General features: G+C 56.4%; 21 protein-coding genes and 1 pseudogene. 11 read left to right on the forward strand and 11 right to left on the reverse strand.

From position 1 onward, the window contains the following. Positions 1–339, forward strand: coding sequence for a metal-sulfur cluster assembly factor (locus AC0L7S_RS11060; protein WP_473470929.1), 339 nt, complete (start codon positions 1–3; stop codon positions 337–339). Continuing rightward, positions 336–800: a group III truncated hemoglobin gene (locus AC0L7S_RS11065; protein ID WP_473470931.1), complete on the forward strand. Its 465-nt coding sequence runs from the start codon at positions 336–338 to the stop codon at positions 798–800. Before AC0L7S_RS11060 ends, AC0L7S_RS11065 begins: the two co-directional genes overlap by 4 nt. Positions 801–1,035: 235 nt before the next feature. Here the strand turns inward: AC0L7S_RS11065 and AC0L7S_RS11070 are convergent, their stop codons facing one another. Continuing rightward, a complete protein-coding gene (locus tag AC0L7S_RS11070; protein WP_473470933.1) occupies positions 1,036–1,623 on the reverse strand; it encodes a TetR/AcrR family transcriptional regulator in 588 nt (195 codons plus the stop codon). 68 nt (positions 1,624–1,691) lie between these two features. Here AC0L7S_RS11070 and AC0L7S_RS11075 point away from each other — a divergent pair, with 68 nt between their 5' ends. After that, on the forward strand, positions 1,692–2,117 hold the full coding sequence (locus AC0L7S_RS11075; protein WP_473470934.1) for a VOC family protein: 426 nt from the start codon (positions 1,692–1,694) through the stop codon (positions 2,115–2,117). 169 nt (positions 2,118–2,286) lie between these two features. Here the strand turns inward: AC0L7S_RS11075 and AC0L7S_RS11080 are convergent, their stop codons facing one another. Next, on the reverse strand, positions 2,287–2,982 hold the full coding sequence (locus AC0L7S_RS11080; protein WP_473470935.1) for a Crp/Fnr family transcriptional regulator: 696 nt from the start codon (positions 2,980–2,982) through the stop codon (positions 2,287–2,289). Between the two features lie 215 nt (positions 2,983–3,197). On the opposite strand from AC0L7S_RS11080, the gene AC0L7S_RS11085 reads away from it, so the two are divergent. Both AC0L7S_RS11085 and AC0L7S_RS11090 read left to right on the forward strand, forming a co-directional pair. Next, on the forward strand, positions 3,198–3,641 hold the full coding sequence (locus AC0L7S_RS11085; protein ID WP_473470937.1) for a pseudoazurin: 444 nt from the start codon (positions 3,198–3,200) through the stop codon (positions 3,639–3,641). An 82-nt stretch (positions 3,642–3,723) separates the two neighbouring features. Continuing rightward, positions 3,724–4,911 (forward strand): NnrS family protein, encoded by a 1,188-nt coding sequence (locus AC0L7S_RS11090; protein WP_473470938.1) that lies wholly within the window; start codon positions 3,724–3,726, stop codon positions 4,909–4,911. A gap of 129 nt (positions 4,912–5,040) precedes the next feature. Here AC0L7S_RS11090 and AC0L7S_RS11095 read toward each other — a convergent pair whose 3' ends face one another. From AC0L7S_RS11095 to AC0L7S_RS11120, 6 genes are read right to left on the reverse strand one after another with little or no spacing between them, the layout of a single operon-like run. Further along, positions 5,041–6,459 (reverse strand): HlyD family type I secretion periplasmic adaptor subunit, encoded by a 1,419-nt coding sequence (locus AC0L7S_RS11095; protein WP_473470939.1) that lies wholly within the window; start codon positions 6,457–6,459, stop codon positions 5,041–5,043. Beyond that, complete coding sequence (locus AC0L7S_RS11100; protein WP_473470940.1) at positions 6,456–8,603, reverse strand: peptidase domain-containing ABC transporter; 2,148 nt, start codon at positions 8,601–8,603, stop codon at positions 6,456–6,458. Before AC0L7S_RS11100 ends, AC0L7S_RS11095 begins: the two co-directional genes overlap by 4 nt. A gap of 25 nt (positions 8,604–8,628) precedes the next feature. Next, on the reverse strand, positions 8,629–8,961 hold the full coding sequence (locus AC0L7S_RS11105) for a hypothetical protein (RefSeq protein WP_473470942.1): 333 nt from the start codon (positions 8,959–8,961) through the stop codon (positions 8,629–8,631). Between the two features lie 56 nt (positions 8,962–9,017). Further along, a complete protein-coding gene (locus tag AC0L7S_RS11110) occupies positions 9,018–10,478 on the reverse strand; it encodes a cadherin-like domain-containing protein (RefSeq protein WP_473470943.1) in 1,461 nt (486 codons plus the stop codon). After that, positions 10,366–13,149 (reverse strand): DUF4082 domain-containing protein, encoded by a 2,784-nt coding sequence (locus AC0L7S_RS11115; protein ID WP_473470945.1) that lies wholly within the window; start codon positions 13,147–13,149, stop codon positions 10,366–10,368. Before AC0L7S_RS11115 ends, AC0L7S_RS11110 begins: the two co-directional genes overlap by 113 nt. Continuing rightward, entirely contained in the window at positions 13,116–14,768 is a 1,653-nt protein-coding gene (locus tag AC0L7S_RS11120) for a N,N-dimethylformamidase beta subunit family domain-containing protein (protein ID WP_473470947.1), read from the reverse strand. The genes AC0L7S_RS11115 and AC0L7S_RS11120 overlap by 34 nt, the downstream gene beginning before the upstream one ends. Before the next feature lie 120 nt (positions 14,769–14,888). Here AC0L7S_RS11120 and AC0L7S_RS11125 point away from each other — a divergent pair, with 120 nt between their 5' ends. The 6 genes from AC0L7S_RS11125 (at position 14,889) to AC0L7S_RS11150 (ending at position 20,443) form a co-directional block, all read left to right on the forward strand. Then, complete coding sequence (locus AC0L7S_RS11125; protein WP_473470948.1) at positions 14,889–15,545, forward strand: hypothetical protein; 657 nt, start codon at positions 14,889–14,891, stop codon at positions 15,543–15,545. Positions 15,546–15,999: 454 nt separating this feature from the next. After that, positions 16,000–17,133, forward strand: coding sequence for an aminomethyl transferase family protein (locus AC0L7S_RS11130; protein WP_473470949.1), 1,134 nt, complete (start codon positions 16,000–16,002; stop codon positions 17,131–17,133). Between the two features lie 6 nt (positions 17,134–17,139). Beyond that, positions 17,140–17,736 carry a dimethylamine monooxygenase subunit DmmA family protein gene (locus tag AC0L7S_RS11135; protein ID WP_473470950.1) on the forward strand — a complete coding sequence of 199 codons (597 nt, stop codon included), beginning with the start codon at positions 17,140–17,142 and terminating at the stop codon, positions 17,734–17,736. Then, a complete protein-coding gene (locus AC0L7S_RS11140; RefSeq protein ID WP_473470952.1) occupies positions 17,733–18,698 on the forward strand; it encodes a PDR/VanB family oxidoreductase in 966 nt (321 codons plus the stop codon). The genes AC0L7S_RS11135 and AC0L7S_RS11140 overlap by 4 nt, the downstream gene beginning before the upstream one ends. Positions 18,699–18,840: 142 nt before the next feature. Next, positions 18,841–19,881: a heme-dependent oxidative N-demethylase family protein gene (locus AC0L7S_RS11145; protein ID WP_473470953.1), complete on the forward strand. Its 1,041-nt coding sequence runs from the start codon at positions 18,841–18,843 to the stop codon at positions 19,879–19,881. A 154-nt stretch (positions 19,882–20,035) separates the two neighbouring features. After that, positions 20,036–20,443: a group II truncated hemoglobin gene (locus AC0L7S_RS11150; RefSeq protein ID WP_473470954.1), complete on the forward strand. Its 408-nt coding sequence runs from the start codon at positions 20,036–20,038 to the stop codon at positions 20,441–20,443. A 198-nt stretch (positions 20,444–20,641) separates the two neighbouring features. Here AC0L7S_RS11150 and fdhF read toward each other — a convergent pair whose 3' ends face one another. The 3 genes and pseudogenes from fdhF to AC0L7S_RS11165 form a co-directional block, all read right to left on the reverse strand. Then, positions 20,642–23,431 (reverse strand): formate dehydrogenase subunit alpha, encoded by a 2,790-nt coding sequence (gene fdhF, locus AC0L7S_RS11155; protein ID WP_473470956.1) that lies wholly within the window; start codon positions 23,429–23,431, stop codon positions 20,642–20,644. Position 23,432: 1 nt separating this feature from the next. Next, positions 23,433–25,106, reverse strand: coding sequence for an NAD(P)H-dependent oxidoreductase subunit E (locus tag AC0L7S_RS11160; RefSeq protein ID WP_473470957.1), 1,674 nt, complete (start codon positions 25,104–25,106; stop codon positions 23,433–23,435). Positions 25,107–25,550: 444 nt separating this feature from the next. Beyond that, a pseudogene (locus AC0L7S_RS11165) lies at positions 25,551–26,806 on the reverse strand (molybdopterin molybdotransferase MoeA). Positions 26,807–26,896 lie beyond the last annotated feature (90 nt).

A 26,896-nucleotide genomic window follows, 5' to 3' on the forward strand; every position in this document is an offset into this window, starting at 1 on the left:
ATGGATGGTATCGAACATGGAAATCTCGTTGCCGACGTCATCGATGCGTTGCGCGTGGTGATCGATCCTGAATTGGGCGAGAACGTCGTCGATATCGGGTTGATCTACGATGTCGCCATTTTGGAAGGTGACATTGCGGAAATCGAAATGACGACGACCTCAAAAGGGTGTCCGGCAACGGGTTACCTCAAGGATGCGGTGGCAAATGCGGCATGGTCGGTTGAAGGTGTGCAATTTGCGCAAGTGCGCCTTACATACGAGCCAGCGTGGATGCCGGAGATGATGAGTGAAGTTGCCAGGCAACGGTTGGGCATGAACAGAACAGGGACGGTGATATGAGTGAACCAAATCGTGGCAGGAAGACGATTGTCGTCGATGGCGTTCCCCTGCCTGATATTCTCGATGAAGCGATGGTTCATGCTGTCGTCCACGGGTTCTACGACGAGATCCGGCGCGATGAACTCCTCGGCCCGGTCTTCAACAGCAGGATCGAGCCGGACGAGTGGCCGCGCCATCTCGCCAAAATGTGTGACTTCTGGTCGGCAACTTTACTCAGGACTTCCCGATATGACGGGCGACCGCTGCCGCCACATCTGGCCATCCCGGGTTTGGGTGAAGCGCATTTCCGGCGTTGGCTTACCCTGTTCAGGGCCACGGTGAAGCGCCTTTGCCCGCCACAAGTCGCAGCACTGTTCATGGATCGTGCCCTCAGGATCGCGCACAGTTTTCGCCTTGCGGTCGCTTTCAGCAGGGGTGATGACACGGTAGGCGTCGTGCCGATCCTGGAGGATAGCCTTTAGATCACGATGATCAATGGAACCTGTCACGCAAATGTCTGCCAGGCGAGATGAAACAGGCATCCGACAGAACCCAATTAGATGACGCCTTCGAGCCCGATCTGATCACTAATGAGGGTGATCTTGCGAGGTTCTAATGCATGTCGCCCAAAAGTGTGCAGCGGTTTTTCAGACAACGACATGCACAAAAACAAAGGCTTGAAGCACCCTGCATGAATCCCCTTAGACGCGATGTGCTTTAGAGCCGTTCACGAACAAGGATCGAAAGAAGCGCGGCAATCGCATTCTCATAAGCCTTGCTATCCGCTTTGGCATCGCAAGCCAACGCGGCTCGGTCGAACATCGCTGACAACAGATCCGCACAGATATCGATTTCCGCAGTCGTGGCATTTGTCCCGAGCGCATCCTTGATACCGCTCCGCAGTTCCCGACCGCCTGTTTCCAGGTCTATCCGGCGCATCTCCTCGGGGCCAAGAACTGCTGGTCCTTCGAGCAACAGCAACCGCACGCGACCCGGCCGGCGCATTGCCTGGAAATAAGCCTTTGCACCATAGAGCAGCGCCTCCACCGGGGTGGTCGCGTTGATCGCATTGGCCTCGATCTCTTCGGCGATCTGTAGTGCTTCGGCTTCAACGACGGCCTGAAACAACGCCTGCTTATCCTTGAAGTGGTGATAGAGCGCGCCGCGCGTTACGCCTGCCTTTTCGACAACCTCGGGCGTTCCCGTGGCCGTATACCCTTTTTCGAAAAACAGTGTTCGAGCAGCTTTGATTAAGGCACCGCGTGTTTCCTGACTGCGGTCGATATTTGAACGTCGCTCTTGCATACATACAGCCTGTATGTTACTTATCCATCAACATACAGTGTGTATGTTATTGCAGAGGAGCGCAAGCGATGAAACTGACGCAATATTATCCTGTTCTCATGGTGGAAGATGTTTTTGAGATTAGCACATTCTACCAGACATATTTTGGCTTCCGGTCGCTTTTCGACAGCGATTGGTATGTGCATCTGCAGTCGACCTACGACGAAAGCGTCAATCTGGCGATCCTTCAAGGAGATCATGAGACGATCCCCGAGGCGGCGCGTGGCCGCGTTTCAGGGATGCTATTGAACTTCGAGGTGGAGGACGTGGATGCGATATATGAGGAGCTACGGGGTAAGAACCTGCCGATGCTTTGTCCGCTACGGGACGAGCCATTCGGTCAAAGACATTTCCTCACGCGTGACCCCAGCGGCGTGCTGATCGATGTAATAAAGCCCATTCCCCCGAGCGAAGAATTCCTTGCCCAGTTTGCAGATGATGCATTGCCCCAATGAATCGATGTCAGGGGCTGAATGTCTTGGGCCGATGTTTAGCATCGGCCCAACGTGAATGTGCTCCTCTGCCAATAGCAGCCTCGTTCGCAGCTCGGATATTGCCCGGTTATAGGTCTTCAACCGCGAGATGACGTCGGTCTGTTTTAGCCCTGTGGCGGGTGCAAGCGTTTTAGTCGTGCCCCTCGGCGAGCATGAGCAAGCGGCGAGGTTCGACAACAGTGACTTTCTGGCGGCCGCTCTTGACCAAACCCCGGTCTTCCCAGGCGGTGAGCAGACGGCTTACTGTGTGAAGTGTTGTTCCCGTCATTTCGGCAATGTCCTGGCGCGAGATTGGAAAGTCGATCAACAAACCATCTTCGGTCTTCTTGCCGCTCTGCTCCACCAGCTTGAGCAGTGCGTGGGCAACGCGACGGTCGACTTGTTCGGTCGACATTTCGACAACGCGGGTGTGTGCATCCTGAAGTCGTGCACCGACTGCCTTGTAGGTGTTGGCACCGAAATCTGGAAAAGCGGCGGCAAATTCGGGCCAAAGCCGCCCCGGCCATGCCAGCACCACGCAGTCGATGGCGGCAATGGCGCTTGCGGGATAGGTCGTGCGGCCCAGCGCATGGGCAATCCCCAGCAATTCGCCGGGACTGATATAGCGAACGATGACCTGTTGGCCATCGGGCGTGGATTTCACCACCCGCACATGCCCATCGAGCAGGAGGAAGAAGGAAAGCGCCTCTCCGTCCTGCTCGAACACAGGCTGGTTCTTGGCAATGCGCAATGAGCGGGCCTGACCAATGATGGCGTCAAGATCTTCGGCCGGAATGCCTTGAAATGCGGGCAGGCCGGCTATCAGCGAACGGTCCAGACGGCTCAAGATTACTCCTCCTTGGCGATGTAGGAAGCATGAGATTGTGCGCGGCACAATCCCACAATTGCCCAAGGCACGGCAAGTCGCCGAATCTGCGGCGTTTTTCCCTCGGCCGTCATCTTGTTTGCGTTGCAACAAAGTTTACCTGTCGGGCGCGGCGTAAGAGCCATGCAACGACGCGAAGCCGATGGGCGGGCGCCATTGAAAAGAAAGGTAAAATCATGAAGTACACTTTGGCAACGGGCATTGCGCTCGCATTTGCGCTTGTGGCGGGCGCGGCACAGGCAGCAGAACATCAAGTCCAGATGCTCAACAAGGGTGACAAGGGTGTGATGGTGTTCCAACCCGACTTCATTCAAGCTGAACCCGGCGATACAATCACCTTCCTTCCGACCGACAAAGGTCATGATGCCGAGAGCATCAAAGGCATGATTCCAGAAGGTGCGACGCCATTCAAGGGCAAGATGAGCAAGGAGATTTCGGTCACGGTCAACAAGGAAGGTGTCTATGGCGTCAAATGCACGCCGCATTACGGATTGGGTATGGTGGCTTTGATCGTTGTCGGCAAGCCGGTCAATCTCGAAGAAGCCGAGATGGTCAAGAATCCTGGCAAGGCAAAGAAGAAATTCAAAGAATTGTTTGCCGAAGCGGCTCAGCTTAATTGAACCAGAAAAGCCTTGCTGATCTGACATGTGCGGCCCGGTGTTATCGCCGGGCCAGCCGTGTTGCACAAACGAAGTGACCGATATGGCAATTGCACGCACAAAAACTGGTTCCTATCCGGCACTTCTCTCTTACGGATTTCGGCCGTTTTTCCTGTTTGGTGCATTCCATGCCGGTGCGACGATCCTGTTTTGGTTGCCCATATTTTACGGAGTTCTCGATACTTCCAGCCTGTTTGCGCCGGTGGACTGGCATATCCATGAGATGTTGTTTGGCTATCTCGCAGCGGTCATGACCGGCTTTTTGCTCACGGCAATTCCAAACTGGACGGGCCGGTTGCCATTGCAGGGGTTGCCACTGCTGACGCTGCTTTCCATCTGGGTTGCCGGGCGTTTCGCTGTGTTTTTTTCGGCACAGATCGGTTGGCTTCCTGCCCTATTTATCGACTGCGCATTTCTTCTGGCCGTTGTGGTCTGCGCCGCGCGGGAGGTCATTGCCGGACGCAATTGGCGAAACCTGAAAGTTATCATACCTGTCAGCGTGCTTTTTCTGGCGAATGTGGCGTTTCATCTTGAGGCTCACAATAACGGTGTTTCGGATGGGGCGCGCAGGCTGGGGATTGGTGCTGCAATCGTCCTCATCATGATTATCGGCGGGCGCATCATTCCAAGCTTCACCCGCAACTGGTTGGTGCGTGAGAATCCGGGACGGTTGCCGGTGCCGTTTGAGCGTTTCGATGCAGTGGTTATTGTTTTTTCCGCACTGGCATTGGCAGCGTGGACGCTATTGCCCAATCAGACGGGGACAGGCGTGGCGATGCTTGGTGCCGCACTCCTTAACATTGTGCGGCTCTTGCGCTGGGCAGGCGACCGCACATTGCGCGATCCTTTGGTGATTGTGCTGCATATAGCCTATCTTTTTGTACCGGTCGGCTTCTTGCTTGCCGGACTGGCCGTACTCATCCCTGAAGTCGTACAACCAGTCGCAGGTCTTCACGCATTCGGCGTGGGGGCGGTCGGTTCGATGACGCTTGCCGTCATGACCCGTGCCACGCTTGGGCATACGGGGCGCAAATTGTATGCGAATGCCGGAACTCGCATGATCTATCTCGCGGTGGTATTCGCCGCCTTGTGCCGCATCGGTGCTGCTTTTGTACCATCGGCAACAGTATTGCTCGATATTTCGGCCGGGCTTTGGGGTGCAGCTTTCCTCGGTTTTGTCGCACTGTATGGCGGTATGCTTGCCAGACCACGCCTGCGCGCAGGATCGTAACAAGCATCAGTGCATGTCGCCCAAAAGTGTGCAGCGGTTTTTCAGACAACGACATGCACAAAAACAATGGCTTAAAGCACCTTGCATGAATCCCTTTGGACGCGATGTGCTTTAGTGATCAGCACAGGTTTACGGTTCGTGGAGACTTTCATCCAGACCGCGGAGCAGTGGATAGAGGAAATAGGAGATGACGCTGCGCTGCCCGGTCTTGATTTCGGTTTGCACGGTCATTCCGGGAATAAAGTGAAATCCGGCCGGAATGTTCCTCAGGTTCACGTCGTCTAGCGTGATCCTGACCTTATAGAAGGGCACACCATTTTGCGCCGGTTCCTCGGTTCTTTGTTCTGGGCCGAAAGCATCCTGGCTGATGTTGCGGACCTTGCCATTTCCGGTGCCGTACTTCTGAAACGGGAAGGCATCGAACTTGATCCGGACCGAATCTTTTTCCGCCAGCTGACCTATGTCTTTTGCCGAAACGCTGACTTCGGCTTCCAAAGGCACGTCAAGTGGAACCATGGTGAAGAGTGGTTCGGCTTCACGCGCGATCGAGCCGATCGAGCGTTGGGCAACATTAAGCACGGCGGCGTCGGCTGGCGCGGTCAGCACCGCCATCTTTTGGCGTAGCTCTGCTTTCTTCAACTCTTCGGCCGCGGCGGTGCGATTGTCGCGCAACTCGACCAGATTTTCCATTGATGCGCGCCGAAAATCCTCGATGAAGGATTGCCGCTCGGCTTTGGCCTGCTCTATCGTCTGTCCGGTTTCCAGTTGGTTGCCGCGAATACGACCAAGATTGGCTTCAATATCCAGACTAACGTCGCGTCCCTGCAAGTAACTGAGCCGCGAGCCCGTGCCCTGATCGAACAGCGTTTCGCGCATCTTGTCGATTTCGTGAAGACCAGTCAGGCGTTTCAGCAGAACAGCTTCTTCACCGCGACTGGCCGCAAGCGTTGCTTGTGCCTGGGCAATGCGTGTTTCGAAGTCGCGGATCTTGGCATCGTAAAATGCTCTGCGCTGCGCGAAAAGCTGCGCCTGAAGCTTTTCATCGGCTCTCGCGCTCTTGGGCGGTGCGTAAGTTTTTCCGTCCAATTCAGCGTCTATGCGGTCGATTTGGGCGTCGAAACCCTGAATTTTGCCGAGTATCTGCTTGCTGTCCGATGCTGCAAAGGTCGGATCAAGCGTCGCAAGGGTTTGTCCTGCACGAACAGTGTCTCCAACTTTCACCTCTATCGAGCGAATGACCGAGGTCTCAAACGGTTGCACGACCAGCATAGGGCGTGTGGTAATCAGTTTGCCGGGTGCTACGACGACTTCGTCGATCTGCGAGACAGAGGCCCAGAACACAGCACCGACAATGAACAGCACCACACCATAAAGCGTCATCCTCGCCAATCTTGGAGGTGGTCGCTGCTCCAGTTCAATGGCGTCGGGCTGGAACTCCATGATCACCGGACGCTCGGTCGGCGGGACAATTGTCAGGGTCGGCTGCGTGGTTGGTGCAGGCGCGCTTTCTGCTTTTGCTAGCGCGAGCTTGGTACGGGCGGCTTTCATCCGGCAAGCCTCGTTTGCTGGTTCCACAGTTGGCGATAGGTCGTGCAGCGCGACAATAGCTGGTCATGGCCACCGATGTCGGCCAGACGTCCCCGATCAATGACCAGAATGGCATCCGCATCGGCGAGTGTGGAGAGCCGATGGGAGACGATGATGACAGTTCGCCCCTCGGCAATGCCACGAATGCTTTGGCGCACGATCATCTCGGTCTCCGGGTCGAGCGCGCTGGTTGCCTCGTCGAAGATGAGGATGCGCGGATCATTGACCAGTGAACGGGCGATCGACAGGCGCTGCTTCTGCCCACCTGACAGGTTTTCCGCATTTTCCTCGATCATCGTGTCGTAACCGCGCGGCAACTGTTCAATGAATTCCTCGGCGCCAGCGAGTCGGGCAGCGTTGACCACCTGCTCGAAACTTGCGTCGGGTTTGGCCGCCGCGATGTTTTCACGAACCGTGCCACGGAATAGGAAATTGTCCTGAAGCACGACGCCCACATTCTTGCGAAGATGCACGAGATCGATTTCGCGGACATCGTGGCCACCAATGCGGATGATGCCCTCCTGGATTGGATAGAGCCCCTGGATAAGGCGGGTTACCGTTGTCTTGCCCGAACCGCTACGGCCAACGACACCAAAAATAGTTCCGGGTTCGATGGCGAATGAGACATTGTCCAGGGCCATTGGCGTGTCGGGCCGATAGCGGAAAGAGACGTTCTGGAACTCGATGCTTCCAGTGATGTCTGGCCTCAAGCCTTCCGTGCGACCGCTGCGTTCCACCCGCTGGTTCATGACCTCGCCCAGCATGCGCACAGAAAGTGCAACTTCCTGATATTCGTGAACCATGGTGACGATCTGGACCAGTGGGCCAGAAACCCGGCCGGCAAGCATGTTGAAGGCGACGAGTGCGCCAATGGTCATGCTTCCGTCAAACACGGCAAGCGCGCCAAAGCCGACGATCGAAACGCTCATGAGCTTTTCCATGAAGCCGGTGATCGACTGGGCTACGGTGGAGATTTTCTCGACATTGAAACGGGTGGTTATCGTTTGTGCGGAGCGGTCGTCCCAAACGCGGCGTTGTAGCGGCTCCATAGCCAGGGATTTGACAGTTCTCATGCCGTGAACGGTCTCGACCAGCATTCCCTGGCGCACACCTTCCGCCTCATAGAGCGCCTGCAAACGGCGCTTGAATGGGCCAACGAGAACAGCCACAACAACGGCAATCGCCACGCTGAAAAGAAGCACCATTGTGGCCAGCCGGGGGCTATAGAGATAAAGCACCGGTACAAATACAAAGAGTGACAAAGCGTCGAGTAGCGTCAGGAACAGCCTGCCGGTCATGAATTCGCGAATCCGCCCGGCCTGCTGCATATGCTTGACCAGAACACCGGCAGAGCCCTGTTCGAAATATGTGATCGGCAAATCGAGCAAATGCTTGAAGGTGCGTGTCGCAACCTTGATGTCGATGCGGTTGGTGGCGAATATCAATAGATATCGGCGCAGGAATACGAAAAGCGCGTCGAACAGCAGTGCAACGCAGATGCCGATCGTCAGAACATAAAGCGTCGAATAACTCTCATGGACAAGAACCTTGTCGATGACGAGCTGAAAGAAAATTGGCGTTGCCAACCCCAGCGCATAGAGGAACAGCACCGCTATGCCTACATCGAGGAACAGTTTTCGTTGTTTGATGATTTCCGGCAGGAACCAGCGAAAACCGAACGGCTGGTCAGGGTCGCTAAAGGCGTAGCTGCGTTTTGTCAGCAGCAGTTCGCCGCTCCACCGACTGCAAAACTGGTCGAGTGGCAGAGCCAATATTTCAGGACGCGCGGCAAGTGGATCGAAAATCTGGACGATTTCTTCTCCGCTTTCGGCTCGCCCGGTCCCAACGACTGATACCCAGTTGTCATTATCGAGGCGTGCCATCGCGGGATAGGCATCGCCCAGTTTCATCAATCCGGCACGGCCCACCTTGGTCAGGCGGGCACGCAACCCGGCTTCCTTGGCCATGCGTACCAACATGGCCGAGGTTACCGGCTCACTGCCGATTGCGTAACTGGTTGCCAAGCGTTCAGGACTTGTGTCCAATCCGTGATGACGCAAGACACCAGCGAGGCAATAAAGCCCCGTATGTTGTTGTTTTTCCATTTATTCGGAGCCCCCTCCGTGCTGCCTAACTGAAGTTAGGCGAGCCATTCTGCTTCGTGTTTGAACGTGCGTTCTTCGCTTTCTTGTCGCTGACATCGCCTGCAACCTGAGGTGCGGGGTCGGCCACAGCAGTGCGCTTGATGGCTCCGCCGTCGATCAGTCCCTGCAGAACTTTCTGCATGAGATCGACGCTGTTGGCGAAGGATTCAACAGACATGATAACCCGTTGCTTGAAGACAGGTTTTGGCGCATTTGACTGGTCTCGTTCAGTGGGCGAGAGGCTGACAAGATCGATGCGCACGATCGTGCCGTTTACCGTGACCTCACCAATACCATCTGCGTAGAGTTCTTGATGCATTGCATTCCCTTTCCTGCGTTCTTGTGTGTGGTACGAGCGCTGGTGCGCTCTCCACATCAGGCTGCTAGTTGCCCGTTAAACATGACATCCACCCAATAGTTGGATGAGTTATATGTGTTGGTGGGGAACGCGCTGGCGGTGCCATAGGCGTAAACGCCGGCATTTGTGGGCGCCGTGAGCGAACCATTCGTTTGCGAGGACGTGAAGTAGTCATTGTCAGCTGAGTAAAAGCCATCGGTGTGGTACGATACGATGTAGGTCGAACCTGCTGCGATCTGGACCGGGCTGTTGAATTCGGTTGATTGCCAGCCGCTCGCTGTTTCGTTGGTGAAGGTGGTGGTGGCCAGTAGTGTTCCGGTACTCGTCCACAGGCTGCCCGTATGCGTGCCGACGTTCTGTGTTCCCTTGTAGAACTTGATGCCGGAGATGGTGCCGTCGCTGGATGCAGAGAACCTCATGCCGAGTTCGACCGAGTTGGGATCGCTGTCGGTGAGAATGGCAGGCGTCGAATTTTCGGGGAAGAAGCTTTGCGCCGTGGATGGCTGCGTGACATCAAGCGTTGCGGTAGCTGAAGCGGTGCCGCCGCGCCCATCGGAAATGGCATAGGTGAAGCCTGCCGCACCGGAATAGCCCGCCGTCGGTGTAAAGGTGACGGTGTTGGTCTGGGCGTCGAATGTGGCGGTGCCATTGGTTGGTGCGCTGACACCTGTCACGACCAGCGGATCGCCATTGGCGTCGGTGTCGTTGGCCAGCAGTGACGCCGCCGCGATTTGTAGAGCTGTGTTCTGCTGCACGGTATAGCCACTGTCATTGTTGGCAACAGGGGCTGTGTTGGGGGTTTGCGTGACATTGAGCGCGACCGTGGCTGATGATGTACCACCGCGTCCATCGGAGATGGCGTAGGTGAAGCCTGCCGCTCCGGTATAGCCCGCCGTCGGTGTAAAGGTGACGGTGTTGGTCTGGGCGTCGAATGTGGCGGTGCCATTGGTTGGTGCGCTAACGCCTGTCACGGTCAGCGGATCGCCATTGGCGTCGGTGTCGTTGGCCAGCAGCGAAGCTGCCGCGATTTGCAGAGCCGTGTTCTGCTGCGCAGTATAACCACTGTCATTATTGGCGACAGGGGCGGTGTTGGGGGGCTGCGTGACATCAAGCGTTGCGGTAGCTGAAGCGGTGCCGCCGCGTCCATCGGCGATGGCGTAGGTGAAGCCTGCCACACCGAAATAGCCCGCCGTCGGGGTAAAGGTGATTGTGTTGGTCTGGACATCGAATGTCGCGGTGCCATTGGTTGGCGCGCTGACGCCTGTCACGGTCAGTGGATCGCCATCGGCGTCAGTGTCATTGGCCAGCAGCGAAGCAGCCGTGATTTGCAGGGCTGTGTTCTGCTGCGTGGTATATCCGCTGTCATTATTGGCGACAGGGGCAAGATTGGATGGCGCTGCACCCGGAGTATAGAGAACGTCCACCCAGTAGTTTGACGCGTTGTAAGTGTTGTTGCAGGAACGCGCTGGCGGTGCCATAGGCGTAAACGCCGGCATTTGCGGATGTCGTAAGCGCGCCATTGGTGGTTGAAGACGTGAAGTAGTTATTGTTGGCCGAGTAGAATCCGCCCGTGTGATAGGATGCAACATAGGTAACCCCGGCACTGATCGAAACCGGATTGCTAAACGCAACCGTCTGCCATCCGCTCGCCGTCTCGTTGGTGAAGGTCATGGTGGCCAGTAGTGTTCCGGTACTCGTCCACAGGCTGCCCGTATGCGTGCCGACGTTCTGTGTTCCCTTGTAGAACTTGATACCGGAGATCGAGCCGTCGCTGGATGCAGAGAACCTCATGCCGAGTTCGACCGAGTTGGGATCGTTTTCGGAAAGCACTGCAGGCGTCGAATTTTCGGGGAAGAAGCTTTGCGCCGTGGATGGCTGCGTGACATCAAGTGCCGCGGTAGCTGTAGCGGTGCCGCCGCGCCCATCGGAAATGGCATAGGTGAAGCCTGCCGCACCGGAATAGCCCGCCGTCGGTGTAAAGGTGACGGTGTTGGTCTGGGCGTCGAATGTGGCGGTGCCATTGGTTGGTGCGCTGACACCTGTCACGACCAGCGGATCGCCATTGGCGTCGGTGTCATTGGCCAGCAGTGAAGCAGCCGTGATCTGCAAGGCCGTGTTCTGCTGCGTGGTATAGCCGCTGTCATTGTTGGCGACAGGGGCGGCGTTGGGGGTTTGCGTGACATTGAGCGCGACCGTGGCTGATGATGTGCCGCCGCGTCCATCGGAGATGGCATAGGTGAAGCCTGCCGCACCGGTATAGCCCGCCGTCGGTGTAAAGGTGACGGTGTTGGTCTGGGCGTCGAATGTGGCGGTGCCATTGGTTGGTGCGCTAACGCCTGTCACGGTCAGCGGATCGCCATTGGCGTCGGTGTCGTTGGCCAGCAGCGAAGCTGCCGCGATTTGCAGAGCCGTGTTCTGCTGCGCGGTATAACCACTGTCATTATTGGCGACAGGGGCGGTGTTGGTAACTCCGCCCGGATCGAAAACGACATCGACCCAGTAGTTCGTATTGCCGAATGAATTGGTCGGGAACTGGTTGCCATTTCCATAGGCGTAAACGCCGTTATTGCCAGAAGGTGCTGTCAGCGGACCTGTGGTTTTTGGGGTTGTGAAGTAATTTGCCGTCGAGGTGTAATGGCCGTTGCTATGGAAGCTCGCGACATATGTCGTGCCAGCTGTAATCGCAACCGGGTTGCTGAAGGCGACGGTCTGCCAACCGCTTGCCGTTTCACCGGTGAAAGTTGCGGTGGCAAGCAGTGTACCGGTTGAAGACCAAAGCGTGCCTGTATGCGTGCCGTTGTCGTTGGCACCCTTGTAATATTTGATCCCCGAAATAGCTCCTGCTGTCGAAGAGGTGAACCGGACGCCGAGATTAACCTGTACAGCGTCGCTGTCGTTCAATGACGTCGGCACATCTGATTGCGAAAACAGGGTGAAGGTCTGTTCCGTCACATTCATGTCGACGAAAGCCGATCCAATACCGCCTCGGCCATCAGAGATCGCATAACCGAACCGTGCGGGGCCGGTATAGTCTGCAGTCGGCGTGAAGGTGATGGTATTGTTTTGGGTGTCGAGCGTGACTGTTCCGTTATTTGCCGATCCAACGCCGGTTATCGTCAAAATGTCGCCATTTGGATCCGTGTCATTGGCGAGAAGCGTCGCCGCGGCGATGGTGATTGACGTATTGCGTGCGATCAGGAAACCGTCGTCATTGACGCCGACCGGTGGTTCGTTGACCGTGTTGGTGGGGCTGAAGACGACATCGACCCAATAATTGAAGCCATTTGATGAAGTTGCCGGAAGTGTGGTGCCGGTTGCGTATGTATAGTATCCGTTGTCTGTCTGGGCTGTCAGTGGGCCGTTCGTCTTGGGCGTCGTGAAATAGCCGGCCGTGTTGGCATAGTGACCACTGCTGTTGTAGCTGGCCATATAGGTAACGCCGGCAGCGACTTGAACCGGATTGCTGAAGGTCACCGTTTGCCAGCCACTCGCAGTTTCACCCGTAAAGGTGGCGCTGGCCAGCATGGTTCCCGTGCTGCTCCAAAGCGTGCCGACATGTGTGCCGCCGTCGCCTAGGCCTTTGTAATATTTCATCCCGACGATCGTGCCGGATTCCGATGACGAGAACTTCATCCCCAGATTGACGAAACCAACGTCAGTGTCAGACAGGATTTCCGGCGTTTCCGAGGGCGAGAAAATGCTGGTCAGTGTTACCGGGTCCACCGAAATGGTAAGCCCGGCACCAGGTGTTTCCAGATTGACGCTATCGTCAACGGAGCGTGTTTTTATGTTGTAATCGCCACCCGCAAGAGGCGTCCAGCTGTAGCTCCAATTGTCGAAGCCTGCCGCCCGATGCCAGCTCAAGCCGCCATCGGTCGACACTTCCACGACAGCCACGGACCCGCCGCCGGTATCGGCTGCCGTGCCGGTTACGACAATCGGCTTTCCTGCTGTGAAAGTTCCACTCGTTGTTGGCGACGTAATCGTGCTCACGGGTGCTGTGGTGTCGGTCGATTGCGATGCAACGGCCAGACTTGCCATCAGCGTTGTCGGCTGCACGCCCATGTCGGCAAACAGATTGACCATCGCCTGTTGGACATTCGGGTCGGTCGGTGTCACCTCAAGGTCATGGTTGGCGTCGAGCCCCACGACCAGTAAACGGTACCCGCCCCAAACACCAATGCGCCACTCGGCGCGCGGTACAATGTGAGGCTGTGGCTGGCCGTGCCTGGCCCGGTGGTGTTGCCATAGTCGAGCAGTAGCGTGTCCACGTCGACGGTTGTCGACGATAGCGCTATCAAACCATCTGGCCGCGCACCATTGTCGAGATCGGAATCCCATTCATAACCGAGCAGATTGGGGGTCAGCGAATAGACTTGCCCCGGCTGGATATCTGCGACAGCGGTATTGTTCCAGAACCGGAAATTGGACAGATTATACGGGATTTCAATCGTATCCAGTCGATAGGAGTCGACGGTGAATATCGTGCCGGTGAGACCGTTTTCCGGCTGTCCCGATCCCAATTCGGGGTCGCGCCAAGTCGAGGTCGTGTTGCCGGGGTCGGTATCGGCGTTGTCCCAGCGTTCCTTGTAGGAAACAAGCGTCTTGTAGGGGGTACCGCTGCCGTCGATGCTGGTTTCCCAACGGGTTTCCCAGTAAACCTCGTTGCCGCTCAGGAAGGCAAGATTGACACCGGCATCGCGTGCGGCTTCCACATTAGTGCGCTGGTCAGCCGACCAATATTCGTCATGGCCGACAGACAGGAATACCTTGCTGTTGAGCAATTGTCCGGGCGTCGAATCCGTATCGATGCCTGAAATGTAGTTGACGTCATATCCGTTGCGCTCAAGCCAGCGGATCGTCGGGTATTCGACGGAAAAAATGAAATCCTGTGGTCCAGACGAAAAGCCGCCGTCGCGGGTGATGATTGGGCGATTGTAGCTGACGGCACTGGCGCGGCCCGCGTGACCGCCCGCGTCGACACCGCCGTAGAGATTGTAGCCGCCCCACCAGTTATAGGCTTGCCATGTGGTGTCGGAGGCCTGGAATGTAATATCGCTCGGGGCCTCATCGTCGCGAACGATGAAGGGAATGATATTGGCCCCCTGCGAGCCGTCCAGCCTGGTCATTTTGGCAAGATAAATACCCGATACGGCATCGGCGGGGATATCCCATGAGGCGGAAATATTCCAGTTGCCGGCATCAACGAGCTTTCTCGTTGCGTCGAACAAGGGATCGGGTTGAACCTGCGCGGTCGCAAGCGTCTTGTTGATCGTCGTGATTTTGCGGGCACCATCGCCGCCGTAATATCCCAAACGGTAGATATCGATGACGTAATTGGTCGAATCAGTATTGATCTTGAAGTCGACGGTTTCGCCATGATTGATTGTGAACTGAACGGAAAAACCTTCAATGGTCGGATCACCGGCGTCGATAAGCCATTCGCTCTCCGGTGTGCCTTGCTTCTGGTTCTCCAGCACAATGGCATTGGCACTTTCTGCGGCCAGCAAGGAGACTGTGCCCGCGGACGCATCCGGTGAAGCGCTGCGGCTTGCAGGTGCGCTTGTTTCGGGGCTGTTAGCCGATGCGCCATCGTAGGTCGTATCGTAATACTGGACAACTCTTTGGTCGTAGCCTGACGGCAGACCGCCGACCGTAGCGGGGCCACCGGTGCGGATTGAACAAACCGTGCAGGCACGCCCGGTGCATGACCCGCATGGCGCTGTGCTTGATGCGGCGCGCCAATCGGCGTTCCAGCCCGAAGCCACTGTTGCCTGTGATGTATCAAGTACGGTTGCCGGTCTGGCGTCCGGTGCGGCTTGAGCTGCCTCCGGCTTTTTGTGAAGGTTTGCGCTGGAGTTGAAGCCGGGGCGCTTTGAACGAATTCAGTGTCTCCACCCGCGCTAGAAGCTGCCGGTGCGGCCGTTGGCGCCCCATTCGTCGATTGCGAAGAGGTAGCGGAAGATGAGGCAGCAGAACTTGAAGATGTCGCCGCAAGGGGTGATGAAAGAGATGTCATCAGGCCGCGCGCTGCGGTAATCGTTGCGCCGACAAGGCGCTGTGATGTTCCCTGCGCCACTGGGCGCATAATGGATGCGATCGACCGAGCGCCATCGGTCACCTTGCCGGAAAAGCCATGGTCAATCGGGGTCGATGCCGTACCCACCGATAAGGGATCGGATATGATTTCCTTCGATTTCTTCAGTGAAGTCCGGGTGGCGCGGCCACTGGATCTCGACGCGGATGGCTTACGGCGCGCTTCGGCCAAAGCCGGATCGCCGCTTGGCGTATCGGAGGCGGGCAGGACAGATGGCGAAGTCGCTGTGATCTCGGATGTGTTGGCCGCAGCCTTTCGCGCGCGCCCTTTTCGTGCTGCCGCCGTGGCGGACTTTTTCTTGGATGACGCAATGGTCTTCGCCGCGTTTGGTGCCGCGTTCGGGCTCGATTCTTCTGAAAAATCGCCGACAGCGGAGGATCCGTCTGCCAGAGTCGACTCTTCGCGCTTGTCTTTGAATGCATCCATCACATCGAACCTGTCGTTTTGACCTCAGCTTCCACCCCAGTCGTCTATGTTCGCCCTATCAGCGCGTGTTGCCTATTGGTTTCTTCGGGTGATGGGGTATCCCCCCAAAGGGCGTAACCCCGTTTCACACAATGCTATCGCATGTGCGGGCGCACGCAAGTTTTCATGTGAAATTTCTTAATTAAATCAATTGTGTATGGTGTTTTTGACCTTAACTGCCATGCATAGGGTTACGACGTGACAGTTGCAGTTGCGGGTTTGTCGCCGGCTGATCAATTTTTACCCTGTTTGAATATTCTTATTCTCGGAAGCGCTATTGGCAGGCAGCCTTATGATATGTTGCCTGTAGGTGAAGTTTTTTGCATTTGGATATTGCTTTCCCGCTATTTTTAGGGTCAATATGAACTGACTGACAACGATAGGCTTAGGTGCTAGGCCGACTGGTGGATGCGTAATATTTCGGAGGAGAAGATTTAATGACAGCTTCGTGGCGGTTTTCGACATTGGCCGATCGTCATCGTGCCATGGGGTCCAAGTTAGAGGACTGGAGCGGCATGGGAACCGCCTGGAGCTATGACAAGGATGCCGACGAGGAATATGTAGCGATCCGCACCAAGGCGGGGCTCATGGACGTTTCAGGTTTGAAGAAAGTCCACATCACCGGCGCTCATGCTTCTCATGTGATCGACCTGGCAACGACTCGCAATGTCGAGAAGATCTATCCCGGAAAGTCGGTTTATGCCTGTATGCTCAATGAGCAGGGCAAATTCACTGATGATTGCGTGATCTACCGGATGGGTCCGAATTCGTGGATGGTTGTGCATGGCTCGGGCTCCGGTCATGAAGAACTGACGCGCGCCTCGATTGGCCGGGACGTGTCGGTCCGCTTCGATGACAACCTCCATGACTTGTCATTGCAGGGGCCGCTGGCGGTAGACTACCTCGCCAAGCATGTGCCGGGCGTCCGTGATCTCAACTATTTCCATCATATGCAGACGCAGCTTTTCGGCTTGCCTGTGATGATATCGCGCACCGGCTACACCGGCGAGCGCGGCTATGAAATCTTCTGCCGCGGGCAGGATGCCGGTACGATCTGGGACCGTATTCTGGATGAAGGCAAGGAGATGGGCATCATTCCATGCCGCTTCACCACGCTCGATATGCTGCGGGTTGAAAGCTATCTCTTGTTCTACCCGTACGACAATTCACAGATGTATCCTTTCGAAAACGAAGGCCCCGGCGATACGCTTTGGGAACTTGGGCTCGATTTCACTGTAAGCCCCGGCAAGACCGGTTTCCGTGGTGCAGAAGAGCATTATCGCCTGAAAGGCAAGGAGCGCTTCAAGATTTCCGGCGTGCTCTTGGAAGGTTCGACGCCGGCCGACGAAGGCGCGCCAGTTTACAAGGATGGCAAGAAGGTGGGTGTGGTAACCTGCGCGATGTATTCACCGCTGGTGAAGAAGTCGATGGGCATTGCGCGCCTGGATGTCGACTGTGCTGTCGTTGGAACCCCGCTGGAAGTGCGCAACAAGGATGGCTCCATCAAGGCAACGGCACAGGCGCTGCCGTTCGACGATCCCAAGAAACTGAAGCGGACTGCGAAAGGCTGAGGTGGAATGGTCGATACAATACTCAGTCGACCGGTTTATGGAACGCTTTCACCACAGGCCGGGACACACCATTTTCTGATTGCTGATGGTGAAGGTGGTGCGGCGATCATTGATCTGGCCAGCAAGGCACCAGTGAACTTCTTCGCCAATGCGCATATCATGTTCATCCCGGGTAAGACCGGGGTGCAACATGTCGACGCGCTCAAGGCACTGAATCCTGATCGATTTTATGAGGGGCCGTCACTGGCGGCTGCGCTTCCGAGATTTCGTCAGACGCTTGACGGCGCTCATATGGGGATGCGCCTCTATGTATCAGGGTCGGAAGGCCTGATAGGCCAGGTTGTGCAAATAGCCGGTGAGGCAGGGATCGATCATGATTCGATCCAGACGGAGCAGCGCGGGTCATTGGCACGGCGGGTGCAGTGTGTCCATTGCAAGGGCATCACCGAAAATGTGAAAACGCAACCTGCACAATGTTCGCATTGCGGCCTGCTTTTGCTGGTACGCGATCATTATTCGCGGCGCTATGCTGCGTTTCAAGGGGTCTGTATCAATGCGGAAGACCCTTCTGATATTCCTCCGAAAGAGGAGATTTTCAATTGAGTGCCGGAGCAAGCAAAATCGATGTCACGGTGACCGATGTCGTCGCAGTCAATGACCTCGTAAAACGTTTCCATTTTGAACGCACGGACGGCGCGATTTTGCCGACGTTTTCGGGTGGAGCGCATATCGTGGTCGAGATGCGCGACGATGGCCGAACCCGACTTAATCCCTATTCGCTGATGAGTTCGCCGCATGACACGCGCGATTACACGATTAGCGTGCGGCGTGACGATGTCGGGCGTGGTGGCTCGCTGTTCATGCATAACCAGGTCAAACCGGGCTTGCGCATGATCGTCTCCAATCCCGTCAATCTGTTTTCGCTCGATTTGCGTGCCAGAAAACACCTGATGATAGCCGGCGGCATCGGCATCACGCCATTTATGGCGCAGACCGCGCAGCTTGCGGTCGAAGGCGGCAATTTCGAACTGCACTACTCTTGCCGCAGCGATGCTCTTGCCACCTATGCCGATGTTTTGCAGGCCCGTCATGATCGCCGCATCCACCTCTACCGAAACGACCATTCCGAAGCGATCGATCTCGAGAAGCTTCTCGGGTTGCAGCCTCTTGGAACGCATCTTTATGTATGCGGCCCCGCCGGGATGATCGAGTGGGTGCGCGCTACGGCTGCCGAGGCCGGCTGGCCCGAAGAAACCGTGCATTTCGAGCATTTTGCAGCGCCGCAACCGGGTAAACCGTTTGATGTCAGGCTTGCGACCAGTGGCCTGGATGTTCATGTCGGCGAACATGAAAGCTTGTTGGAGGCGATTGAGAGAACCGGGTTAAACCCACCCTATCTGTGCCGTGGCGGCGTCTGTGGCCAGTGCGAAACCAATGTGATTTCCCATGACGGCACATTCCTGCACAACGATCATTGGTTGAGTGAGGAAGAACACCGTTCGGGCTGCAAGATCATGCCATGCGTGTCCCGCTTTGAGGGCAAGTCGCTGGTTCTCGAACGCTAGTGTCCTGAATTTGAAATTCGCCTCATTGCACGAGCGAGCTGTACAAATTTCGGATCAGATAAGGCTATTAGGGCGCACTCCCAACAAGGGAATGGTTTCAGGAATTTCCCGTGCAGGGGCACGTGGAAGTGAGGAGGATGAAATGGGAATAAACTTCAAGCAGGAGACATTTCGCGACGATTTTTCATTCTGGAACAGCCCGGAGCAAGTTCGTCGTTTCCCTTTTCCGTTTCATGAAGACGGTTACATGTATTCGGTCAATATCGAACCGCATGTAAAAGGCTCCCCGAACACGGTTTTCGAAAACCTGTTCGATGTCGACGAGCATTACATTTCAGAGATGCAGGATCGCGCGCTGGTGTTGGCTGAAGACCCGCTGCGCTGTCAATCTCTGCCGCATATGACGCTTGCGGGCTGGGATACGCTTGAGCTTTTGATGACCGAGAAGGCACAAAGCTATCCCGAACATTTTTCGCTCACCCGCGACGGTGACAAATGGCATTGGGTCAACCGGCCGCTTGGTATCGATGATCATTTCACTTTCGGTGATACCTCCACTTTGCCTTATGAGCCTCTGGAATATATCACGCGTCAAAGTCAGGGAGATTTTGCAGTTCTCGACCAGCGTGACGGCAATCTGTGGATGGATGCTGGAATAGTCACGACGCAGGCTGACTGGTCGCTGGATTTTGACATCGGCATGAATTTCTTCGAATGGCATGCACCGGTTCCGCTGGCGCACGAAATGGGCGTATTCAATCGTGCCCTGAAATTCCTGATGGCCATGCAGCAAGGGCAGCCTGCGCGCCGCCTCAATTGGACAATGACAATCAATCCCCGGCTCGATACGAGCCCTGAGAATTACCACAAATGGGGCACGGACCGCACGACCGTGACGCCTGAGAATGTCGGCGGCAAGGTGCATCTGCGCGTGGAAGTGCAGATGTTTTTCCGCTTGCCGCGTTCCAATGCGCTGTTGTTTCCGATCCGTTGCTACCTGATCAATATGGACGAACTGGCTAGCTCGCCGAAATGGGCGCGTCGGTTCCATCGCGTGCTGCGTGGCTTGCCGCAGGAGTTGATCGATTATAAGGGCCTGACGCGCTACCGTCCGACCGTTATCGATTGGCTTTCCAAGTTCGATGACGGCAGCCCGACCTCATCGGGATTTGGCCCGGACTAGATTTGACCACACGCGGTTTGCTCGGATGAGGGCGGTGCGTGGACAAAGTGACGACGTAACAGTTGTTTCGAAACAAGTTATTCGGCGTGGCGCCGAGATAGGACGAGAAGCCAATTCTGACGCCAACTGACTATGTGGTTGGAGGATATGAATTTTGAACAGTCAATCGGATATAAAACAGCATTCCATATATGACGCGATCGGTGGAGAAGAGACCATCAGGCGCGTTGTCAAAATCTTCTATGACATCATTGAGCAGGATGAGGACGCATCCGAATTGCATCTGCTTCATCTTCGGGGCCACGGCGTTGCGCACTCACGCGAAGAGCAGTTCAATTATCTTTCCGGCTTTTTTGGCGGCCCGAGTTATTATGTTCAGAAATACGGCCACTCCCGGCTGCGGGAAATCCACGAACATGTCCCGATCGGGCCAGAAATGCGCGATCTTTGGCTGGCATGCATGAGCCGTGCGATTGATCGGGCAGGTCTGTCCCAGGAATTGAAGGACGTGATGATGCACCATTTCACCATCGCAGCCGAAACATCGCGCAACCGGGACTGACGCGATCATTGCGAATCAGCGTGATCTTGCGAATGTGCGAGATTTTGTCCTGAGTGCCGCGACAATCTGAAAACCGGAACCCGGCGTTCTGTTCGTTACCAATCGATGTATCAGAGCGTGGAATTGCCGGACCGGATTTTCTCCGGACCGGCACAGTTCAATTTATTGACGGTTCGGCTATTGGCAGCCGATTGCGGATCATTCTGCCGCTTCAACGTGCTTCATCGGCAAAATGCGCGCCGCGCAATATTTGAATTCGGGTATCTTGCCGAATGGATCGAGCATCGGATTTGTCAGCCTGTTGGCCGGACTTTCGTTGAAGCAGAAAGGCATGAACACCATGCCGTCGGCCACCTCGCGATCAGCCCGCAAAATGGCTTCAACCGTGCCACGCCGTGTCTCGACCTGCACCATGTCACCGATCGACAGGCCTTGCCGCTCGATCTCATAGGGGTTCATTGCTGCAATACCTTGCGGTTCGATGGCGTTGAGCACGCCGGCCCGCCTTGTCATGGCACCAGTATGCCAATGCTCGAGAATGCGCCCGGTGGTCAGCACCAATGGATAATCCGCGTCCGGTACTTCAGCCGGTGGCAACAGGTCTGTCGGTACGATACGGGCGCGCCCGTCGGCTGTCGGGAAGCCTGACGAAAAGACAATCTCGTTGCCAGGAACGTCCTCACCATCCGCCGGATATATGACGGAACCTTCGCGGTCGATGCGATCCCAGGAGATGTGTTTGAGCGATGGCATCACTGCCGCCATCTCGGTGTAAACGTCGGAGACGTGGCTATAGGTCCAGTCAAGACCCATGCGCCGGCCGAGTTCGATAATCAGGTCGATATCCTGGCGCGCCTCGCCCGGCAGGTCGAGTGCGGGCCTGCCGATTTGTACCTGGCGATTGGTGTTGGTGTAGGTGCCAATTTTTTCTGCATGCGCTGAAGCTGGCAAAATGACATCGGCATGCCAGGCTGTTTCGGTCAGGAAAATATCCTGGACAACGAGGTGATCGAGCTTGGCAAGTGCTGCGCGCGCATGGCTTTGATCCGGGTCGGACATGGCCGGGTTCTCGCCCATGACATACATGCCGCGCACTTCGCCTTCATGTATCGCATCGATGATCTCGACAACTGTCAGGCCGCGCTTGGGATCGAGCGTTTGGCCCCAGAAATTCTCGTACTGGCTACGGATATCAACGTTTTCCACCGACTTGTAGTCGGGGTAGTACATCGGGATCAGACCTGCATCGGAAGCCCCTTGCACGTTGTTTTGGCCGCGCAACGGGTGAAGGCCGGTGCCGGGACGCCCGATATGGCCGGTGATCAGCGCCAGCGCAATCAGGCAGCGTGAATTGTCAGTGCCGTGGGTATGCTGGGAAACACCCATGCCCCAGAAGATGATCGAGCGCTCCGATGTCGCATAGGTCCGTGCTACATCGCGCAGAACGCTGGCTTCGATGCCGCAAACCTCGGACATGGCTTCCGGAGAGAAGTCCTTTACCTTGGCTTTCAGCGCCTCGAAACCGGTGACATTTGCCTGTATGTATTGCTCGTCATAGAGTTTTTCCTCGATGATGACATGCAACAATGCATTCAGCATGGCCACATCGCTGCCCGGCTTGAAGCGTAGCGAATGGGTGGCATGGCGCATCAAATCCTGCCCACGCGGATCCATGATGATCAGTTTCAGACCGCGCTTGGTGGCCTGTTTGAAGAATGTGGCGGCAACCGGGTGGTTGGTTGTTGGGCGCGCGCCGATGATGATGGCACAGTCGGCTTTCATCGCGTCGTTGAACGGTGCCGAAACAGCGCCAGAACCCACGCCTTCCATCAGCGCGACGACCGATGATGCATGGCAAAGCCGGGTGCAATGGTCGACATTGTTAGTGCCAAAGGCCTGGCGTACGAACTTCTGGAAAAGATAGGCCTCTTCGTTGGAGCCCTTAGCTGAACCGAAACCGGCCAGTGCCTGCCCACCATGATCTTTGAGGATGGTTTTCAGGCCGCCTGTTGCGCGTTCCAGCGCTTCTTCCCAAGTGGCTTCGCGAAAGACCGTCAGTGGATCGACGCCACGCATGTCCGCATCGGCGGCTTTTGGCGCATCGTCGCGACGGATCAGTGGCTTGGTCAGACGTTCGGGCGACATGGCATAGTCAAAGCCGAACCGGCCCTTGACGCAGAGGCGGTTTTCATTGGCATAGCCGTTGCGACCATCAACCTGGACAATCTTGTTGTCTTTTACGGCGACACTGGTCTGGCAACCGACACCGCAAAACGGGCACAGCGTGTCAACGACCTTGTCGAATTCCTGAATGGCGCGGGTCTTGCCCTTTTCGTCCATCAGGGTCTTTTCATAGAGCGCCCCGGTCGGGCAGGCCTGCACGCATTCGCCGCAGGTCACGCAGGTGGAAAGACCCATCGGGTCGTGCATATCGAAGACCGGGATGATGTGGCCACCGCGATCGGCCATGCCGATGACGTCGTTGACCTGAACTTCACGACAGGCGCGTACGCAGGCACCGCAGGCAATGCAGGCATCCAGATTGACGGCTATGGCCGGATTGGAAATGTCGAATTCAGCGGTGGAGGCGGCATCGAACTTGGAGGCGAACCGGTCGCTGCCGGAAATTCCCATCGACGATGCCCAGTCCCAGAATGCCGACTGGTTGTCGGGTCCATCCGCGGCCGGGCGCATATTGCTGGCCAGTAATTCGAACACCATCTCGCGTGACTTTGTCGCGCGCTCGGTATCGGTGTGCACCACCATGCCGTCCGTGGGCTGGCGGATACAGGAGGCGGCAAGCACGCGCTCACCCTCGATGTCGACCATGCAGGCGCGGCAATTGCCGTCCGTGCGATAGCCGGGCATATCGACATGGCACAGATGCGGCAGCTTTGTGCCTTCGCGCTTTGCGATTTCCCAAATCGTCTCGCCAGCTTCTGCGCTGACTGTTTTCCCGTCCAGGGTGAATTCGATCTTTTTGGTCATCTCACAAGTCATCCCGGAAATGCGTTAGAAGATGGTTGACCGGGTTGGGGGCGGCTTGCCCGAGCCCGCAGATTGAAGCGTCGCGCATCACCGTTTCCAGATCGCGCAGAGCGGTTTCGTTGAGACCGCCTTCACTATGCAGCAGCGATACCATCTTGCCGGTTCCCTCGCGGCAGGGCGTACACTGGCCGCAGCTTTCGTGCTTGAAAAACTTCAACAAATTGACCGTCACGTCCTTGATGCTGTCCTCCTGCGAGAACACCACAATGGCATGCGAGCCGACAAATGCACCTTGTTTGGCCAGTTCGCCGCCAAAATCGAGCGGAATGTCACCCATCGACGCTGGAAGAACGCCACCTGACGCACCACCGGGCAAATAGGCTTTGAAGCTGTGTCCATCAGCCATGCCGCCGCAATGATCATCAATCAGTTCGCGCACCGTCACGCCAGCCGGTGCAAGAATAACGCCCGGGTTCTTCACACGGCCTGAAACCGACCATGAACGAATACCGGGATGGTCCGGCTTTCCAAGCTTTGCAAACCAATCCGCGCCTTTTTCAACGATGTCACGTATCCACCACAGGGTTTCGACATTGTGGTTGAGCGTGGGCCGACCGAACAAGCCAACTTCAGCGATATAAGGCGGGCGGTGGCGCGGCATTCCGCGTTTTCCCTCGATGCTTTCCAGCATCGCGCTTTCCTCTCCGCAGATATAAGCGCCCGCACCGCGTCGCAATTCAATGAAGCCGGGGGAGACGATGCCGGCTTTTTCGAGCGCGGCGATCTCGTTGCGAAGGATCGCCAGAACGGCAGGATACTCGTCTCGCATGTAATAGTAGATGCGTTCGGCCTCGACCGCATGGGCAGCGATGAGCGCGCCCTCGAAAGTCCTGTGCGGATCGCGTTCGAGATAGACACGGTCCTTGAAGGTGCCCGGTTCTCCCTCATCACCATTGATGGTCATCAACCGCGGCCCGGTATAGGAGCGCACGAATTGCCATTTCTTACCTGTCGGGAATCCGGCCCCACCAAGACCGCGAAGACCGGCATTTTGCATGGTCTCGATGATGGTGTCGGTGGTCAGCGTGCTCTTGCGCACTTTCTCCAGGAGTTGATAGCCGCCCGCCGCGCGATAGGCTTCGAGATCGGTGTATTCAGGAACGACGACGTTGGTTTCGCCGGCCTTTGCCATTTGCAGAAGGCCTTCGCTTGTTGCATGGCCGACTTCCCTATCGCCGATGCGCGCAGCAGGTGCCTCCGCACAGCGCCCGATGCAAGGAGCGCGCACGACCCGAATTGCGGACGGATCGACACCAGCGGCAAGTTCGCCAATCAATGTCTCTGCGCCTGCCACCATGCAACTTACCGAATCGCAAACGCGGATTGTCAGGGCGGCCGGCTTGGGCTGGCCTTCCTTGACGATGTCGAAATGATCGTAGAACGAGGCCACTTCATAGATTTCAGCTTGTGAAAGGCGCATATCCTCGGCCAGCGCGCGCATATGCTCGGCTGAAAGGCACCCAAACTTATCCTGAACGAGATGTAGAAACTCGATCAACAGGTCACGGCGTCGAGGCTGTGTTCCAAGAAGTTCGCGTACGTCGCGAAGTGCGGCATCATCCAGCTTGCGCCCTTTTGGGCCTCGGTCACGTGGTCGCCGTTCCATCACTGTCATTTTAGTTCCCTTCCATCACGGAACACGCCACTGGGCTGTTCTGCGGGAATATCTGAATTTGACTATAAGGCAAAAAATATTCCCAACGCTATAGTTTTTTAGACCAATTCGAGTTTGAATTTGGTCGTCTCCACCGTGGCGCCGCTGAATCGCTGCTACCGATGTCTTTATTTTGCGCGGACAATATCCGCCATCGGTGGCTTAGAATGTTCGCAATGCGATCTCTGGTATCGATTATGAGACGCATGATGCTGAAAAACACGCCAGTTTGGCACTGTAAAACCCTGTCCATATTTCAAATGCCATAGCGGTCGCAATGTTGGAGATTTTCTGCCTTGTGGCGGAAAATTCAATCTCCCGGATCATATACCTTGGTCACATGATAATCAGGTCAGTGCAAGTGTTGCGCGTGCGCAGTTCGACGCATGGTGTGGCGGTCATTATTCACATGATGCCAGAATAGGGTATGAATTCAACAGATTGACCCGGTTCGACAGTGGTAATTTCTTCGCGCAGTTGCACCATGCCGTCTGTTTCAACCAGTGATGACATCAGTCCAGCTCCTTCGCGCGGGAACTTTGTCGCCTCAAGCGAGCCGTCCGCAGCCGTCCGCAGGCTGGCTCGCACGTATTCGCGGCGTCCGATCTTTTTGCGATAGGAAAATGCAGCGCGCACGATGGTTGCTATGGGCTGCTGGGGCCCGGTTCCGGCCAGTGTGAAAAGTGCCGGGCGCACCACATGGGCAAAAGTAACAAAGGTCGCAACCGGGTTTCCCGGCAGGCCGATGAAGGGTGTTCCCGCGATCACTCCCATGGCGACAGGACGACCGGGTTTGATTGCAATGCGCCAGAAATGGAGGCTGCCGACGCTTTCGAGGCTGGCCTTGACATGGTCGGCTTCACCGGTCGAGACGCCGCCTGAGGTCAAAATCAGGTCATGCGTTGTTGCGGCGCTTTTCAAAGCGTCCGATATGCGGGCGCGGTTGTCATCGAGAATGCCAAGATCGCTAATTTCGCAGCCAAGCCGTCGCAACATGGCGATCAGCATGAACCGGTTGGAATCGAACAATTGCGCTGGTGCGCGGGCGTTGCCGGGCGCAACGATCTCGTCGCCTGTCGAGAAAACAGCGACGCGGACCCTGCGGCGAACTTCAATCCCGGTCATGCCAAAGGCGGTAGCTAGCGCGATATCTTGCGGTCGCATCAACCTGCCAGCCCGGATGATGACACTCGCCATCGCGACATCTTCACCGGCGGGTCGTACATTGGCACCACGTTTCAGCCCGGTTGGCAGCACCACATTACCGTCTGCGTCGATGCTGACATCTTCCTGCATGAATACGGTATCTGCGCCTTCAGGCATCGGTGCGCCGGTGAAGATGCGGCTGGCTTGTCCCGGTGCAAGTGCCGGCACAGTCTGCGCGCCTGCCTGTATCCGGCTTGTGACGGCAAATGTCTGTTCTGTTGAAACCGGCAGGTCTTCGCCACGCACGGCGTAGCCATCGACAGCGGAATTGGTAAAGGGGGCAGTGCCAGCGGGGCTTTCAGGTCGCTTGCCAGGACCCGTCCATCGGCATCAATCAGGCGAACCGTTTCGGTCTCCTCGACAGCGCTCAGGCGAGCGGTGACAAGTGCAACAGCTTCGTCGACGGATGTCATCGGCCCGCCGAAGGCAAAGCAGTCGTCTGAAAGCTGCGCCATATAAATTCACTCTATTCGGGCACTTGCCCAGACAATGGGCCAAGATCGTGGGCCAAAACAAGTGGCTTGCAGGCCCGGTTAGACGTCGCC

It is taken from the genome of Mesorhizobium sp. G2-6-1, assembly GCF_055809095.1.